Source organism: Spirosoma sp. 48-14 (genome assembly GCF_001898575.1).
Lineage (GTDB): Bacteria > Bacteroidota > Bacteroidia > Cytophagales > Spirosomataceae > Spirosoma.
Window position 1 is genome coordinate 123,385 of record NZ_MKUD01000003.1, and the last position, 15,159, is coordinate 138,543.

Sequence of the window (15,159 nt, forward strand, 5' to 3'; positions counted from 1 at the left end):
TTCGATGAACTCTCCATCCGTATCCAATAAATCAGGCGAAGCCAGTGTAATCCTGATGCGTTCAGAAGATTTGCTAAACTGGTCGCGGGAGAAATCGCTTTGGCCACTAACCTTTGGGCTGGCCTGCTGTGCCATTGAAATGATGGGCGCCATGGCTTCCAATTACGATCTTGAACGGTTTGGCATTTTTCCACGCCCTTCCCCTCGTCAGTCCGATATTATGATTGTGTCGGGTACAGTAACTTATAAAATGGCCGACCGAATCCGGCGATTGTATGAGCAGATGGCCGAACCACGGTATGTAATCTCAATGGGTTCCTGCTCTAATTGTGGAGGACCTTACTGGCAACATGGCTACCATGTAGTAAAAGGTGTCGACCGAATCATCCCGGTCGATGTATATGTTCCTGGCTGTCCCCCACGGCCCGAAGCGCTTATTGACGGCTTTTTGAAATTACAGGAAAAGATACGGACCGAGCATCCGCTACGAGACGCTTAATGGTTCAGCCAGGCTACTGATGGAGTTTACGGGTTTGTTTGCGTTAGCCAGCAGGAAACGTTAAACTTGGCGTCTGAAACACTGTATCCGTGACGCCTATCAACCTATCTTTCCGACAAACGCTTGGATCAACCCGACCGATAGGGCTGATCTACGGCATTACGCTGGTTCTCGGCTTAGTTGTTGCCCTGCCGTTTTATAGCACCTTACTTACCGAAGATCAGGATTCTCGGGCTTTCCTGAACCTGCTGAACGGATTTGATTATACCATCTATTCCGATTTTATGCAGCGCAGCCGGAAAGCGATTCTGCCCCTTATCAGTGTGGGCCGATGGCTTGGAGCGCTATATCTGTTCTTAAGTATTTTTTTTGCAGGCGGTATTTTATTCCGGTTTTCGCAACCCACAGCCCGCTTCGATACGGGTTTATTCTGGCAGGCCTGCACGCATTATTTTGGGCGTTTTCTGCGGCTCTTTGGCGTCACGTTGCTGTTTCTATTGATTGGTGCGGGTATTTGGCTGGTTGCAGGGTCGTTAGTCGCTATTGTGGCCGATGATGTCCTGACCGAGCGCGGTCAATTCTGGGTCGGGGCTGCTTTCTTTGCCTGTGCCGCTCTGACCGGTACCCTTATCCTTTGCATTGGCGACTATGCCAAAGTATTGATGTTTCGGGAAGACAGCCATCAGGCTTTTAAATCGTTTGGGCAGGCTGGCCGGTTGGTGCTTGGCAGTATCCTTCGTACGTATGGCCTATACTGGTTATTCATCCTGATCGGAGCAGGTATGTTTGGCCTGTACTTTCTGATCGACGAAGCTATACTCATGAGCAACTGGATTACAATACTACTCATGTTTATCATTCAGCAGGCCATGATCTTTGGGCGTATCGGATTGAAGGTCTGGGCGCTGGGAACAGCCTATAACACCTACACGATTTTACCAAAGCCTGAACCGGTTTTGCGCATTAGCCGAACATTGATCCAGCACTCTGCTGCACCACCCAGCCACGAAACCTTCACCGAATCGGTTGAGTGATACGTCGAAATACGACCCAATCGTTTCGGTCAAGAAAGCCCCCATTTTGTTAACAGAAGTACCGATACAACTGTATATACAGCCAGTACGGCGTAGGTTTTGATATTGGTCGATTCGGGAAAGGCTCTTATTAGCCCATATCCAATAAAAGGCCAGGGATGAATAAGGTAACGCTCGAAAAATGGGTGATTTCCGCCTATAAACGCTTGAGATGCGATAAACAACGCAACAAAGGCAATAGAAAATACTAATCCCTTATCGACAAAACCTTCGGCCATTAGTATCTGAAAAAGTTGTTGGATCACAATGACCAGGCTTACGAAACCTAAGGTGTAAACCACCAACAAACCCAGACTGATCGCTAGTTGGCCTTTAGCCATTAGCCAGCCCAAACCATGCTCAATTGGCCCACTAAAAACATCATTGACCGACTCCGGATCGCGCAGAAGATTAATCTGTAAAAGAGCCAAAATTAGCGCGAGCATAAAGCTCCCAATCACGATCGATAGTGCAGACTTTAAATACCGAAAACCCGAAAGCCATACAATAGGAGCAATATAGATGCCCGTAAGTATGAATGCCGAAATGGGACGTAAGGCATTGAAACTGACCCCCGAACGCAGTTTAGACCACTGATGGAATAGTGGAGGGGTAAATCCTCCCCACAAACTAACCAGACCTGCCAAAGGCAATAAACTAATCCCAATCGATACGTAGAATAGTATACGGTGCGTTGTAAACGCTTTGACTCCGATCTGTCGATAGCGTTCCCAATCCTCTACCGCCAGCACTACAAACAGAGCAGGTAAAAGAGGGATGTAATAAAACCGGGCAATGGTTGTAAGACCCAGCAGGCAGCAGGCCAGAAAAAATGGGAAAAGCCGCTCAAGCCGTGAAACCGATAGCAGCAACAGGCCTGCAAACAAAAATACCAGTGAAGGCCCTTCGGTCATAACGGTTGAGACACTCAGGAAAAAGTAAGGGCAAACCAGCGTAAATACACTGGCAGCCAGTATTCTTCTCTGCCATACACCCGAAAAAGACCTAAGGTGAACATAAGTCGCTACAGCCAGCCCCGCCAGTGCCATACAGGTAATAAGCCGTAAACCAATATAATCGATCGTCGGAAACAACCAGATCCACAAGGCAAACCAAAGATGACTGGCCACACCCGTTGGGGGAACATGGCGATATAAAGTCGTTTTGGTAAGGCCTGACTTGGCAAAGGGAAGGCTGTATTCCAGATGAAACAACTCATCCATTACACCAAACCGAACGCGAATCGCGAGCCAGCCTGCAACCAGTAAATACACCGCACAGATCGAAATAAAGTATTGTCGATACGGTTTTGTATAGTCTACAGATGCCGAAAAGGCAGAAAGCCGATCGGTAGTTGCAAAAAATTTCATTTAATAATGCGTTTTAGAAATTCAGTCCACGTTCTGCAAGCCATGCGCAGCACACCACGCTCAGCAGATGTAACCAAACTCATAAGGAAATTGTCAGCGAACGGTGTAGTATGCCCGTTCAATGATAGGAATAACCGAAAGCTACCCAGATGTGGCGCCAACGACCGGCCCCTGTCTATCAGCCGACCGGCAATTAGGCAAAGGTGCAGGGCAGTTTCACCGGGAACGATGTTGTGTAAACTCCACCACAAGAACGGCTTCTCATCAGATCCTACAAGAGGTAAAATATGTATCCCTTCAGGCAACAGCGTAAATTTTAGACACTTTTTATAAGGCAACATAAAAACATAAAATACCTCGAATACGAAAAGCCCTACAATTAAGCGACACCACATACTGGACCAACAAACTGAGCAACACTGACTTACCCAAAAGAAAGTGTAAAGATACTTTAAAATATTAACCCGAACGTCTTGGTTATGTACGTTCGGGTTAACTGAATGCTCCCCTTGCTAATTCCATCAGCAAGGATACTTCCCTACTTGCTGTAGTTATGTGCTTCAATAAACGACTGACAATTAGCTAAACAGACCGTAGCGAATAATACAATAGATGGCTCTAAACCCATCTTTCCAATTTATTTTTTTCCCTTCTTCATACGTTCGCCCATAGTAGGAAATACCCACTTCATAAATGCGAATTCCAGGAACTTTCGAAATTTTAGCCGTCACTTCGGGTTCGAATCCAAACCGTTTTTCGTGCAAAGGTATTTGTTTGATAATATCGGTTCGGAAGAGTTTATAACACGTTTCCATATCGGTCAAATTCAGATTCGTGAACATATTGCTTAGAAACGTCAGAAACTTATTACCAATGGTGTGCCAGAAGAAAAGTATCCGGTGTGCATTACCCCCCATAAACCGCGACCCGTACACCACATCGGCAAATCCATCCAATACTGGTTTCAGCAGAATACTAAACTCAGCAGGGTCATATTCCAGGTCTGCATCCTGCACAATCAGATAATCGCCCGATGATTTTTGAATACCTGTATGCAAGGCAGCCCCTTTACCCTGATTAACCGCATGGGCAACATACTGAATATTGGCCTCAGGCCTGGATTCAACAAACTGTAAGACAACACGTTCTGTATCATCTCTGGATGCATCATTAACTATAATTATTTCTTTACTAACCGAATCGGGCAGTTGTATTTCCACTAGTCTGTTTAAAATATTCCGGATCGTTTTCCCTTCATTAAAGGCAGGTATTATTATGGATAATTTCATAGTTAGATATACTTTTCATAATTCGATATACTAAAGATCAGAGGGAACCGTACCGTTGATAGGCGATAAATAAGAGGACAAAAATGAAGCACATCGTTAAAATCAGCCCTTTCTGCTGCTTTTCTGATGACTGAAGGCTACACCATGCCAAACAGGGGGCAATCGTTGCAAAAACCGAAATACGTTCGTAGAGGTAGGGTAGTGTCACTAACAAGACGGCAGCTCCCAGTAAACCAAAAAAGAGTGGGTAGTGATCCCGATGAAGTCGTAGCCAGCCTAAGCCAATGAGTATAAAAATTAGAACCCAGCCTAATTGGTCATTAGCCAGGCAGCTCTGGCTAAGCTGACGGGCAATACCAACAATAGTCGCCGTTTTGTACAAAAAAATACTGGCTAGGATAAGCAAACCGATAACGACCAGTGAATACGTCCGATGTTCTTTTATATCCTCAAACGTCCGGTTACCAATGAACCAAAGCACTCCGCCGGCCATCATAAAAACGGTAGCTAAATACCCAAACGAAGGCTTGCCATGAACGTGGTATTCCTGAAAAAAAACATGATTGACAAATTTTGGTGGATACATGCCACCCCAGCTCAACCAGGTAATCAATACACCCAAGAGGGCCAGTAAGCCAATGGTTACTACACGAATGACCGCACCTTTTTGCAGCGGCAGTGTCGGCATGAAAAGACCGACAGTTCCACCAATGAAAACCTGAAAACTTACCGCAAAAGGTAGAAACAGGAATCCAGCCTTTTTATTCTGACGTACCAGCGTCCAGAATATGTAAAACAGAAGAATACCAGGCAATAAAGGATGAGCCCGAACACTGTAGATAAGCACATACGGATTAAACAGCACAACCAGAGATTTATACAGACCCGAACGAGCATGAACCCAGACCAGGATAAACCAGCAAGCTAAGGATAGTAAACGTCCGGTTAACAGAATTTTACCACTAGCCAATGGATCAACAACAGCCTGTAATGCTGCTACAACCCATAAATAAAAGGATGAGATTGACCAATAGGGCGACAAGTCCAGCGCGGGCCAGAGCGAAAACGCCTGTTCAAAGGCAGGCAGATACGCCCCTCCTTCATCTCCTTTAGCTTGCTGCGTAATGGCTGAATACAGTAATAGAAAAAAAGTAATGGCTATTAATCCATAACGAACGAATGATTCCGTTTTTCGTGATTCAGAAATAGCGACTTTTGCAGAATTCAAGTTACTTAAAAGTTGAGCCTGATTAAATCACGCCTAAAATAATAGTCTTTTTGGAGTTATAACAGAATCACAAATCACCATTTATCAATTTTTAATAACTTAAATATTGCAAATCATTGATTAATAAACCTTTTAATATATGTCAACTCATCTATTATTCTTAATGAGCAGCTTCCTGCTAACCCTGTTTACCGTCAAACAGGATGTTCCTCCCCGGCTCCAGATTTTTCTGCTCATCGGTCAATCAAACATGGCAGGTCGAGGTGACCTTGATGCCGAATCGAAGCAAACTAATCCCCGAATATGGATGCTCGACAAAGCACTAAACTGGATACCTGCCCAAGACCCAATGCATTTCGATAAACCCGATATTGTGGGGGTAGGTCCTGGACTGAGCTTCGCCCAACGACTCGCCGATACATACCCCGACCTGAATATCGGGCTGGTTCCCTGCGCCGTTGGTGGTTCGGGCATCAATGTCTGGAAACCAGGGGCCTATTATGAACCTACCAAATCGCATCCGTACGATGACATGCTGATTCGGGCCAAAAAAGCCCTCGAAAATGGGGAGCTGGCCGGTTTTATCTGGCACCAGGGCGAGTCAGATTCCGACCCGGAAAAAGCGCTTGAGTACGAAGAAAAACTTACCGAACTGGTTCAACGATTACGAAAAGACCTCAATGCCCCCAATGCGCCTTTCGTAGCTGGAACCCTGGGTGATTTTGTCGTGAACCGTAACCCGGATGCCAAGACGGTTAATGAAGCCATTATGGCAGCGACCAAACAGCTTCCCAATGCCTATTATGTGCTTTCGGCAGGCCTGTCCGACAAAGGAGACGCCACCCATTTCGATACCGAATCGGCCCGCATTCTTGGCCGTCGCTATGCTGATATTTTTATTCAGAAGAAATTATTGAAGACCAAATAAAGCCTAATCTTCTTTGGTCATTTTGTAATATTGCAGAATTGTTTCGCTCCCTTAACCTCTGATACTGCCGCATGGCCGTTCCCACTGTTTCCTCCAAATCTCAATCATCTACGGTTGGGCTGTTCAGCCTGCCGGTTATTGTCGCTGCGCTAGGCTACTTTGTCGATATTTATGACCTCCTGTTGTTCGGCATCGTTCGCGTTCCCAGCCTGAAAGACCTTGGCCTCGCCCCCGATCAAATATCAAGTGTTGGGGCTACTATTCTGAACTGGCAGATGGGCGGTCTACTTCTGGGGGGAATTCTCTGGGGTGTTCTGGGCGATAAACGCGGGCGGCTTTCGGTATTATTTGGCTCCATCATTACGTATTCCATTGCCAACCTTGCCTGTGGGTTTATAAAGCACATCACCTTCATGGACCCTATCACTTACTACGCGCTCATGCGTTTTATTGCAGGCATTGGGTTGGCCGGTGAATTGGGCGCGGGGATTACGCTTGTTAGTGAAGTGTTGCCGAAAGAAAAACGGGCCATTGGTACATCACTGGTAGCAGGTATCGGGCTGTTCGGCGCTGTAGTCGCGTATTTCACGGTCAAACTTTTCGACTGGCAAATGGCCTTTTTTGTTGGCGGAGGTCTGGGCTTTGGCCTGCTACTGTTACGGGTAGGTGTGGTTGAGTCAGGAATGTTTAAAGACGTTTCGGACCAAAAGCATGTAAGCCGGGGCGATTTTCTTTCTTTTTTCACCAACTGGGATCGATTGAAGCGCTACCTCAAATGCATTGGCATCGGTTTACCCACCTGGTTTGTCATTGGCATTCTGGCTACGTTCAGCAACGAGTTTGGCAAAGCACTGGGCATCGGCGAAGAGATTCAGCCGGGTTTAGCCATTATGTGGTGTTATGTAGGCCTGGCCGTGGGGGACCTGGCCAGTGGGTTTATCAGCCAGGCGATGGCATCGCGCAAGAAGGCGGTTACACTGCTTATGATCATTTCGCTCATATTCGGCTTAATCTACTTATACACAGGCATTAAAAGTGCCGCAGCTCTGTACGGATTATGTCTGGCCATGGGCTTTGGCATTGGTTACTGGGCCATGTTTGTCACCATTGGAGCCGAGCAATTCGGTACGAACCTCCGGGCCACAGCCGCCACGACGGTTCCCAATATGGTACGGGGTATGGTTATCCTGATGACGAGCCTGTACGGCGATCTGAAACCCTCACTGGGCGTTATCGATGCGGGAGCGGTTGTGGGGCTCATTGCGTTTGCCCTCGGTTTCTACTCCATCCTGACCATACCCGAAACTCACGGTAAGGATTTGAATTATCTGGAAGAATAACAAAAGAAGGAGAAAAGGTCGGAAGGGAGGAAAGGTTATTTTTACCCTCCCCTTCTCCCTTCTTGCCTTCTCCTTTCGTCCCTTCTCCTTTTCATGCATACCCTCTCTCCTACGTCCCCTCGTACGTCGTTACGCCCCTTGTTTACCTTACCCGTCATTGTGTCGGCCCTGGGTTTTTTTGTGGATGTATACGACCTGCTTATTTTCAGCATTATTCGTGTTCCCAGCCTGCAATCGTTCGGCTTGTCGGACGCAGAGGTGTCGAAGGCTGGAACGTTTATCATCAATTTTCAACAGGCCGGGCTGTTGATTGGCGGGTTTCTGTGGGGTGTCTGGGGCGATAAACGCGGGCGGATGTCGGTGCTTTTCGGTAGTATTCTCACCTATTCACTGACCAACATTGCCTGTGGTTTTGTGCAGGATGTGAACACCTATGCCCTGTTGAGGTTTCTGGCTGGCGTCGGGCTTTCGGGCGAAATTGGTGCCGCGATGGTACTCATCTCCGAAATTCTGCCGAAAGAAATTCGGAGTTATGGGTCAGCTATGGTGGCAGGCATCGGCTATCTGGGGGCAGGGCTGGCCTATATGACCGTCGAATATTTCAGCTGGCGAACGGCCTACTGGGTCGGGGGCGGCATGGGCCTGACGTTACTGCTGCTTCGGGTTAGCGTATTCGAATCGGGGCTTTTCAGCCGCATGAAAACCGAACACAAAGGGGTTAGCCGGGGCAATTTTCTGGTGTTTTTCAAAACCCGAAAACAAGCCATCAAATACTTCCGCTGCGTTACGGTCGGTATGCCTACCTGGTTTATTGTAGGTATACTAGCAACGTTCGCCAACGAGTTTGGGCAGGCACTTGGTATTGCCGACATTGTAAAGCCGGGTCGCTGTGTGATGCTGGTTTATGTGGGGCTGGCCGGGGGCGACTTGCTCAGTGGTCCATTGAGTCAGTGGTTACGGTCACGGATCAAGGCGATAACGGGTCTACTCGTCTTCAGCGCCCTATTGAGTGGAATTTATCTGTTTGGGGGCATCAAAACGGCCGAAGGACTTTACACGATTTGTCTGCTGGCCGGTTTCTGCACGGGTTACATTGCTATGTATCTAACCATGGTGGCCGAATTGTATGGAACCAATCTTCGGAATACGGCCACCACATCGGTACCAAGCGTGGTACGCGGCACCCTGATCCTGATGACCCTGTCGTTTCAGGCCTTAAAACCAACGGCGGGGGCTTTAGTAGCTGCCGGTATCCTGGCGGTAGTTGTCTATGGCCTGGCTTTCTGGTCGCTTAGCCAGATGGACGAAACCTTCGGTAAAGACCTGGACTTTGTCGATTAGTTTCTGCCGTTTATCATCCATTTTGACCGTTTTTCCCGAACAACAGCGGTTCATTTTTGCGTAACCATCATTGGGTTGACAGCTAAAGGTTCTCTAACAATCCTGATCAACTCAATGAAAACGTCCATCAAACTCCTTTCCAGCGCCTTACTTCTGGCCCTTTCCGTATCCGTTGCTACGCCAGCCCTGGCAATCGATGATCACACGAATGCAAAAGCCTTTACGGCCGTTATGTTCCCGGCCGCCGATGCGTCCAAGCTGTGGTTATGCCTTGAAAAATACCAGTCAGATAATAAAGTCCATCTTGAATTAGTCAACGAACGGGGTGATATTGTATTCGATGAAATTGTAGTCGGAAAGAACAACAAGCGTAATACGTTTCGCCAGCAGTTCGATATGAGCCAGCTTACCGATGGGGCCTATACTTTCCGGATTTCGGCAGGTTCACAAACGGAAGAGTTCTCGTTCAAACTGGCTACCCCTTCTGTGGAGTCTTCCCCCAGCCGACTGGTTGCCATTAAATAACGCTGCGTTACGTCTCAATACTACCTGATTTACCCGCACACCCCTGGCTTCGGCTGGGGGTATTTTTTTGATGAAGGCAATCTCCATTAATTAGAGGAACGACACTTCAGAAGGAATGAACCAATTAGCTGAACGGTATTTTCGAACATAAACGTGCTTTAATCAGGTAGTCTTCTCCTTACGAAAGTCCATTCCGATGGTCCGAATCAACCTGCTGCTTTGCCTGTTTTTTTTAGCCGTGGTTCCCGTTCTTGCCCAAACGAAGCTGGATAGTTTGTTGCCCGTTCGTGGGTTTTGCATAGCGGCTCCTCTCCCCAAACAACTCGATGCGTTTATTCAGTTTATCAACGACGAATTGGCGACCCGGCAGGTCAATACCCTGATTCTTCGGGTCGATTACAACTATCAGTTCGACTCTCACCCTGAACTACGCGACAGCATTGCCCTGTCGAGACGGGAAGTAAAAAAGCTGGTGAAAGCCTGTCAGAAGCACAACATTCGGCTTATTCCGCAAATTAATCTGCTGGGGCATCAATCCTGGGCTAGTAAAGTCGGCAATCTGCTACGCGTTTACCCCGACTTCGATGAAACGCCCAGCGTAAAAATGCCTGAAAAGTATGTATGGCCCAACGAGGATGGGTTGTACTGCAAAAGCTATTGCCCCTTGCATCCGGGCGTTCATGCCGTCGTCTTTGATCTGGTCGATGAAATCTGCGATGTGTTCGAAGCCGATGCATTCCATGCCGGTCTGGACGAGGTCTTTTACATTGGTCACGACAAATGTCCACGCTGTTCCGGGCGTGATAAAGCGGAACTATTCGCTGGCGAAGTGACCCAGATACGTAATCACCTGGCACTAAAAAATCGGAAACTCTGGATGTGGGGCGACCGACTGATCGACGGCAAAACTACGGGTATCGGTATGTGGGAAGGTAGTTTTAATAACACGTACCGCGCCATTGACCTGATTCCTAAAGATGTGATGATTTGCGACTGGCACTACGAACGGCCCGATCAGACGGCTGTTTATTTCGCAACAAAAGGATTGAGCGTGATCACTTGCCCCTGGCGCAAACCCGGTTTTGCCGTTACTCAAACGCAGGATATGGTCCGGTTTCGAAAATCTGTAACGCCTATCATGAAAGAACGATTCCAGGGGATGATGCAAACAATCTGGTCGGGAACCGGGCCATTTCTGGACGAATTTTACGGTAAAAAATTGTCGGACGAAGCAGGCGAAAATACTCCTTCCAACTGCTTCAAAGCGATGTATGACGAGATAGGAAAGTTAGGCGCTACAAATTAAATCGTATAATAATGGTATCCGTTCAATCCTCACCGAACCGCACTAGTCAGGCGGTAAAACGTGTATTTTCGATTGATGTATTCAGGGCTTTGACCATGCTGACCATGATTTTTGTCAATGACTTAGGGACTTTATCGGGCATTCCGGTCTGGCTTGAGCATGCGCACCGGGATCAGGACTTTCTGGGGTTTGCCGATACCGTTTTCCCCTGCTTTCTGGTCATTGTTGGGATGTCGATTCCGTTCGCGATCCAACACCGACTTGCCAAAGGGGATTCGTCTATACAGCTCCTCCAACACATCGTACTCCGGTCGATCGCTCTGCTTGTCATGGGCGTATTCATTGTCAATTTGCCCGATCTGAATGAACAGGCTACGGGTATGCGGTCGGCCTGGTTTCAGATTCTGATGGTCATTGGCTTCTTTCTGATCTGGAATCAATATCCTAAACGAGCGGGTACGGCAAACACATTGTTTATGGGCTTGCAAGCATTGGGAATTGGCATTCTGATCTACCTGGCCGCCAAGTTCAAAGGGGGCGACGCTACGCACGTGACGGGTATGACACCCCAATGGTGGGGCATTTTAGGGCTAATCGGCTGGACGTACCTCACCTGTGCTACACTCTATCTGTTCCTCCACAAAAAGCCTGTTCTACTGGTCATCTGTGGGCTGTTTTTTACACTACTGAACATAGCTGGTCATGCAGGCTGGTTGCATGCACTTTGGCCCAGTGGCCCACGCACCTGGATTCCCGACAATGGTGCCTTCAATGTATTTGCGTTTGCGGGTATTCTGGCTACGCATTTGCTAACGCGCTGGCAACAATCTGGTCAGGAAAAACAAGTACCTCTGGTGTTTATTGCCCTGGGTATCGTCTTGCTCGTCGCTGGTTTTCTGCTCCGAAATGCCTTTATTATCTCCAAGATTCAGGCCACACCCACCTGGATTTTCCTTTGCTGCGGCATTGCGTACATCGTCTACGCTGGTGTTTACTGGCTGGTCGACCTGCGCCAGAAAGCCCACTGGTTCGACTTTATCAAACCCGCCGGAACCAGTACGTTAACCTGCTATCTGATTCCGTATGTGTATTACAGCGTGGCGGCACTATCTGGCCTCTCGCTACCGGCTGTACTGACAACCGGACTAATTGGTTTAGTTAAATCCTTACTGTTTGCCTTGCTGATTATCGGTATTACGGCTGTTATGGGCAGGTTATCGATCAAGCTTAAATTGTAAAGAAGTTATATGAACCGCCAGGACGCCAGGTCTCAAAACGTATCTAACTACCTTGCGTCTTCGCGTCCTCGCGGTTCTATTCGAATCTTACTCATTACATTGTTTCCCGAATCTCGACGAAACCGTCGGTATCCAGCACAGGGCAGGTTTTCATGAGTGCCGTAACGTCGTCAAGGCTGGCTGCCTGTAGCAACATATAACCACCGACAATTTCCAGCTCATCGACCCGGTAAGGACCATCTGTTACCTGTGGGTCATCAGCCGTTGGGCGAACCACCCGCCCCGACAGTGTTAACGCCTGACCGCTCAGCCAATGCCCGTTGGTAATAAGCCCTTCTATCCAGGATTTCATGGCAAGCTGATGCAGTTGAATGTCCTCGGCGGGTGGAATACTCATTCGACCGTCGGGTTCGCGGACCAAAACGAGGTATGTTTTCATAGTCTCACTCCTGATTAAGTTGCTTTAGAACGGCATATGTATCACGAATACCCCAGTGCTCAATGTATTGACCGTCGCGCAATCGTACGATGTCGATTATAGGAAAGACAATAGATTTTCCGGTAGCAGGAATCCCCATAAACAGACCGGAATGGGTAGCGTGAAAGGCTTTGCGGGTCACCACCTTATCACCTTCGGCAATCTGATCATAAATCGTAACGCGCAGATCGGGGAAAGCAGGGCGTATTACGTCGAGGATAAACTGTACCATGCCCTCCCGACCTTTGGGCATACCGGCAGGGGCCGTATGGTTAATAAAATCGGAGGCAATTAATTCGTCAAAGGCTTCGAGTCGCCCCTGCTCAATAGCCTCCTTGTTGAAACGGGTAACGATCTGTTTATTGAATTCTGTCTCTGCGTTCATACCGCAAAGCTACAGCTCTATCGAACGGCTATCATTGACCGTTTGTCGGTTTCACGTGTACATTTCGCGGATGTCAGTCCGGAACGCGGTCGGTGTATCGCCCGTCAATCGCTTGAAGAACCGATGGAAGTAAGCCGCATCGTCAAAACCCAGTTGCCAGGCAATCTCTTTGGCCGATAGGTCAGTATGCAACAGCAATCGTTTGGCTTCCAGCACCAGCCGCTCGTGAATGTGTTCAATGGGCGTTTTACCGCTCTGCTGCTTGATGCGGTCGTTCAGGTGCCCCGGTGACAGATGGAGCAGTTCCGCATAATCGGCCACCTGATGGAGTGTAGCATAATTTTCTTCAATATACGCCCGAAACTGTTTCAGCAAGCCCCGATCGGCCAAGCTCCCCATTGCCTGAACCTGTTCGGTATATAGGCGACTTACATAAATCAACAAAATGCTGACGTAGGATTGCAGCATTTTGCTTCGCCAGTTTTGGTCGGTGTTAAACTCAGCCAGAATTTTCGGTAGCAGGTCTTCCAGAAACTGTACATGCTCAGGTTTTAACGTCAGTTCGTGGGCATTGTCGGGGTTTTGAATAATGGGCAATTGCCGTAACGATCGGTTTTCGTCCAGTTGGAGATACTCTTCCGTAAACGACAGCATAATTCCTTCCAGCGGTTCGGTTTTTTCCTTCACCTGTACCTGCTGCGGCAACGAAAAATAGAAAGTATTCGGCCGTAAGGTGTAAGGCGAAAAATCGACCCAGTGGCGACTGCTTCCATTACGCACGAAGCACAGGAAATAATAGTCTTTCCGATGCGGAATCAGAAAGTTGGATCGATGCCGCCGGAATTCCCCGTTCGATTCGACCACTTCGAATATCGTACTCCCCAGACTACTGCTTTGCTGAAGCGAATAAATTGGAATGGCCCTGTCTTTTTCCGGAGCAATCATGGTGTAAGTAGTTAAGGTGTATTGTGTTCAGAACGGTTACCAGATGGCACTCTTACATCAAGTCGATAATGGCGGGGCAAGTTCTTCCGGTCAGCCACCTGCCTCATCTACGCGATTTACAAACGTTATAAATCCTCTCATTTTATTTGCCTCCCTGCGCTACATAGTGGTATAGCCATTCCGAGATGGTTGCCATTGCATTCTGCGTTTCTATATCATCCTTAATCTGCTTCGATAGAATAACCAGCACGTACTTCCGGCCATCGGGCAGGTATACGATACCCGAATCATGCCGAACACCTGTAATCGAGCCGGTTTTATGGGCCACTTTTACCTCTTTAGGCAGTTTAGCAGGAATGGATTCGTTGAACTTCTGCTCCAGCAGGACGCCGATCATTGCCTTCGATGCTTCGGGGCTGACCACTTTCCCCTGCGCCAGTTTATTGTAGATGACCATCAGGTCGTAGGCTGTTGTGGCATTGTTCATGCCCTTCGCAAACGCTTTCGAATCCTCTACACCCCGCCAAATCTGAATATCGTTAGCACCCAGTTCGCGCATGGTCTGGGTTACCTTCCGGGCATCAATCTTTTCAATGATCAGATTAGTTGCCAGGTTACTGCTTACCGTGATCATGTCGTACACCAGCGAAGCCAACGTCCGTTTCGTACCCAACTGTTTGTACGTAACCGTATCATCATCTACGCTAATGGGCAAACTGAACGGGCTTCCATCGACAATACTTTTGAATTCATTTTTGACCAGAATCGAGTCCGAAAGCGATAGCTTGTGCTGGGCCTGTTGCTTGTAAACCTCGATCATGACGGGCGTTTTCATGGTACTGGCGGCATGAAACAGTTCTTTCTCCCGAATGAGCAGTTCCTGGCCTGTTGTCAGGTCCTTAAAAGCAACCGCAAACACACCCGGATGTCGGGCCAACTCCTGCTCTATTTGCTGCCGTAATTCAGGAAGGGACGGTCGGGACTGAGCAGAGACGTATGTTCCGCCAGCGAGTAAAAAGCCAGTCAGGAAAATCAGCCTGCTGGTTTTGTCTAAAAATCGCATTGTCATACAGGTTGTCGTGAAGAAGACGCAAAAGTTAATCAATTCGGTTGATTCTGCCCGAATAGTATCCAAATCAGTACGATTCCTGGCAACACGTCGGTTGTAATGACGGCTACTCTTAAAAATCATAGAGATCATAAAAATCTGTGTT

The 15,159-nt window shown here is 47.9% G+C and carries 15 protein-coding genes; 8 read left to right on the plus strand and 7 right to left on the minus strand.

The genetic code is table 11. From position 1 onward, the window contains the following. Positions 1–4: 4 nt before the first annotated feature. Entirely contained in the window at positions 5–499 is a 495-nt protein-coding gene (locus BGO59_RS05010; protein ID WP_293681501.1) for an NADH-quinone oxidoreductase subunit B, read from the plus strand. A gap of 89 nt (positions 500–588) precedes the next feature. Beyond that, positions 589–1,533, plus strand: coding sequence for a hypothetical protein (locus tag BGO59_RS05015; RefSeq protein ID WP_293681503.1), 945 nt, complete (start codon positions 589–591; stop codon positions 1,531–1,533). A 29-nt stretch (positions 1,534–1,562) separates the two neighbouring features. Here the strand turns inward: BGO59_RS05015 and BGO59_RS05020 are convergent, their stop codons facing one another. From BGO59_RS05020 to BGO59_RS05030, 3 genes are all read right to left on the minus strand, one after another. Continuing rightward, positions 1,563–2,942 carry a hypothetical protein gene (locus tag BGO59_RS05020; RefSeq protein ID WP_293681505.1) on the minus strand — a complete coding sequence of 460 codons (1,380 nt, stop codon included), beginning with the start codon at positions 2,940–2,942 and terminating at the stop codon, positions 1,563–1,565. A gap of 578 nt (positions 2,943–3,520) precedes the next feature. After that, the gene (locus BGO59_RS05025; RefSeq protein ID WP_293681507.1) at positions 3,521–4,231 is read right to left on the minus strand and encodes a glycosyltransferase family 2 protein; all 711 of its coding nucleotides are present in this window, start codon (positions 4,229–4,231) and stop codon (positions 3,521–3,523) included. A 37-nt stretch (positions 4,232–4,268) separates the two neighbouring features. Continuing rightward, positions 4,269–5,459, minus strand: a complete 1,191-nt coding sequence (locus BGO59_RS05030) for a hypothetical protein (RefSeq protein ID WP_293681509.1) — start codon at positions 5,457–5,459, stop codon at positions 4,269–4,271. Positions 5,460–5,598: 139 nt separating this feature from the next. Here BGO59_RS05030 and BGO59_RS05035 point away from each other — a divergent pair, with 139 nt between their 5' ends. From BGO59_RS05035 to BGO59_RS05060, 6 genes are all read left to right on the plus strand, one after another. Further along, a complete protein-coding gene (locus BGO59_RS05035; RefSeq protein WP_293681511.1) occupies positions 5,599–6,387 on the plus strand; it encodes a sialate O-acetylesterase in 789 nt (262 codons plus the stop codon). Between the two features lie 71 nt (positions 6,388–6,458). Further along, positions 6,459–7,727, plus strand: a complete 1,269-nt coding sequence (locus BGO59_RS05040) for an MFS transporter (protein WP_293681513.1) — start codon at positions 6,459–6,461, stop codon at positions 7,725–7,727. Between the two features lie 93 nt (positions 7,728–7,820). Beyond that, positions 7,821–9,068, plus strand: a complete 1,248-nt coding sequence (locus tag BGO59_RS05045; protein WP_293681515.1) for an MFS transporter — start codon at positions 7,821–7,823, stop codon at positions 9,066–9,068. A gap of 114 nt (positions 9,069–9,182) precedes the next feature. Continuing rightward, on the plus strand, positions 9,183–9,593 hold the full coding sequence (locus tag BGO59_RS05050; protein ID WP_293681517.1) for a hypothetical protein: 411 nt from the start codon (positions 9,183–9,185) through the stop codon (positions 9,591–9,593). A 196-nt stretch (positions 9,594–9,789) separates the two neighbouring features. Then, positions 9,790–10,899 carry a family 20 glycosylhydrolase gene (locus BGO59_RS05055; protein ID WP_293681519.1) on the plus strand — a complete coding sequence of 370 codons (1,110 nt, stop codon included), beginning with the start codon at positions 9,790–9,792 and terminating at the stop codon, positions 10,897–10,899. Between the two features lie 11 nt (positions 10,900–10,910). Then, entirely contained in the window at positions 10,911–12,137 is a 1,227-nt protein-coding gene (locus BGO59_RS05060) for a DUF5009 domain-containing protein (RefSeq protein ID WP_293681521.1), read from the plus strand. A gap of 94 nt (positions 12,138–12,231) precedes the next feature. Here the strand turns inward: BGO59_RS05060 and BGO59_RS05065 are convergent, their stop codons facing one another. From BGO59_RS05065 to BGO59_RS05080, 4 genes are all read right to left on the minus strand, one after another. Next, positions 12,232–12,576 carry a YciI family protein gene (locus tag BGO59_RS05065; RefSeq protein ID WP_293681523.1) on the minus strand — a complete coding sequence of 115 codons (345 nt, stop codon included), beginning with the start codon at positions 12,574–12,576 and terminating at the stop codon, positions 12,232–12,234. A gap of 4 nt (positions 12,577–12,580) precedes the next feature. Next, entirely contained in the window at positions 12,581–13,000 is a 420-nt protein-coding gene (locus tag BGO59_RS05070; RefSeq protein WP_293681525.1) for an ester cyclase, read from the minus strand. A 51-nt stretch (positions 13,001–13,051) separates the two neighbouring features. Next, a complete protein-coding gene (locus BGO59_RS05075; RefSeq protein WP_293681527.1) occupies positions 13,052–13,945 on the minus strand; it encodes a helix-turn-helix domain-containing protein in 894 nt (297 codons plus the stop codon). A 142-nt stretch (positions 13,946–14,087) separates the two neighbouring features. Next, the gene (locus BGO59_RS05080) at positions 14,088–15,008 is read right to left on the minus strand and encodes a serine hydrolase (RefSeq protein WP_293681529.1); all 921 of its coding nucleotides are present in this window, start codon (positions 15,006–15,008) and stop codon (positions 14,088–14,090) included. Positions 15,009–15,159: the final 151 nt, after the last annotated feature.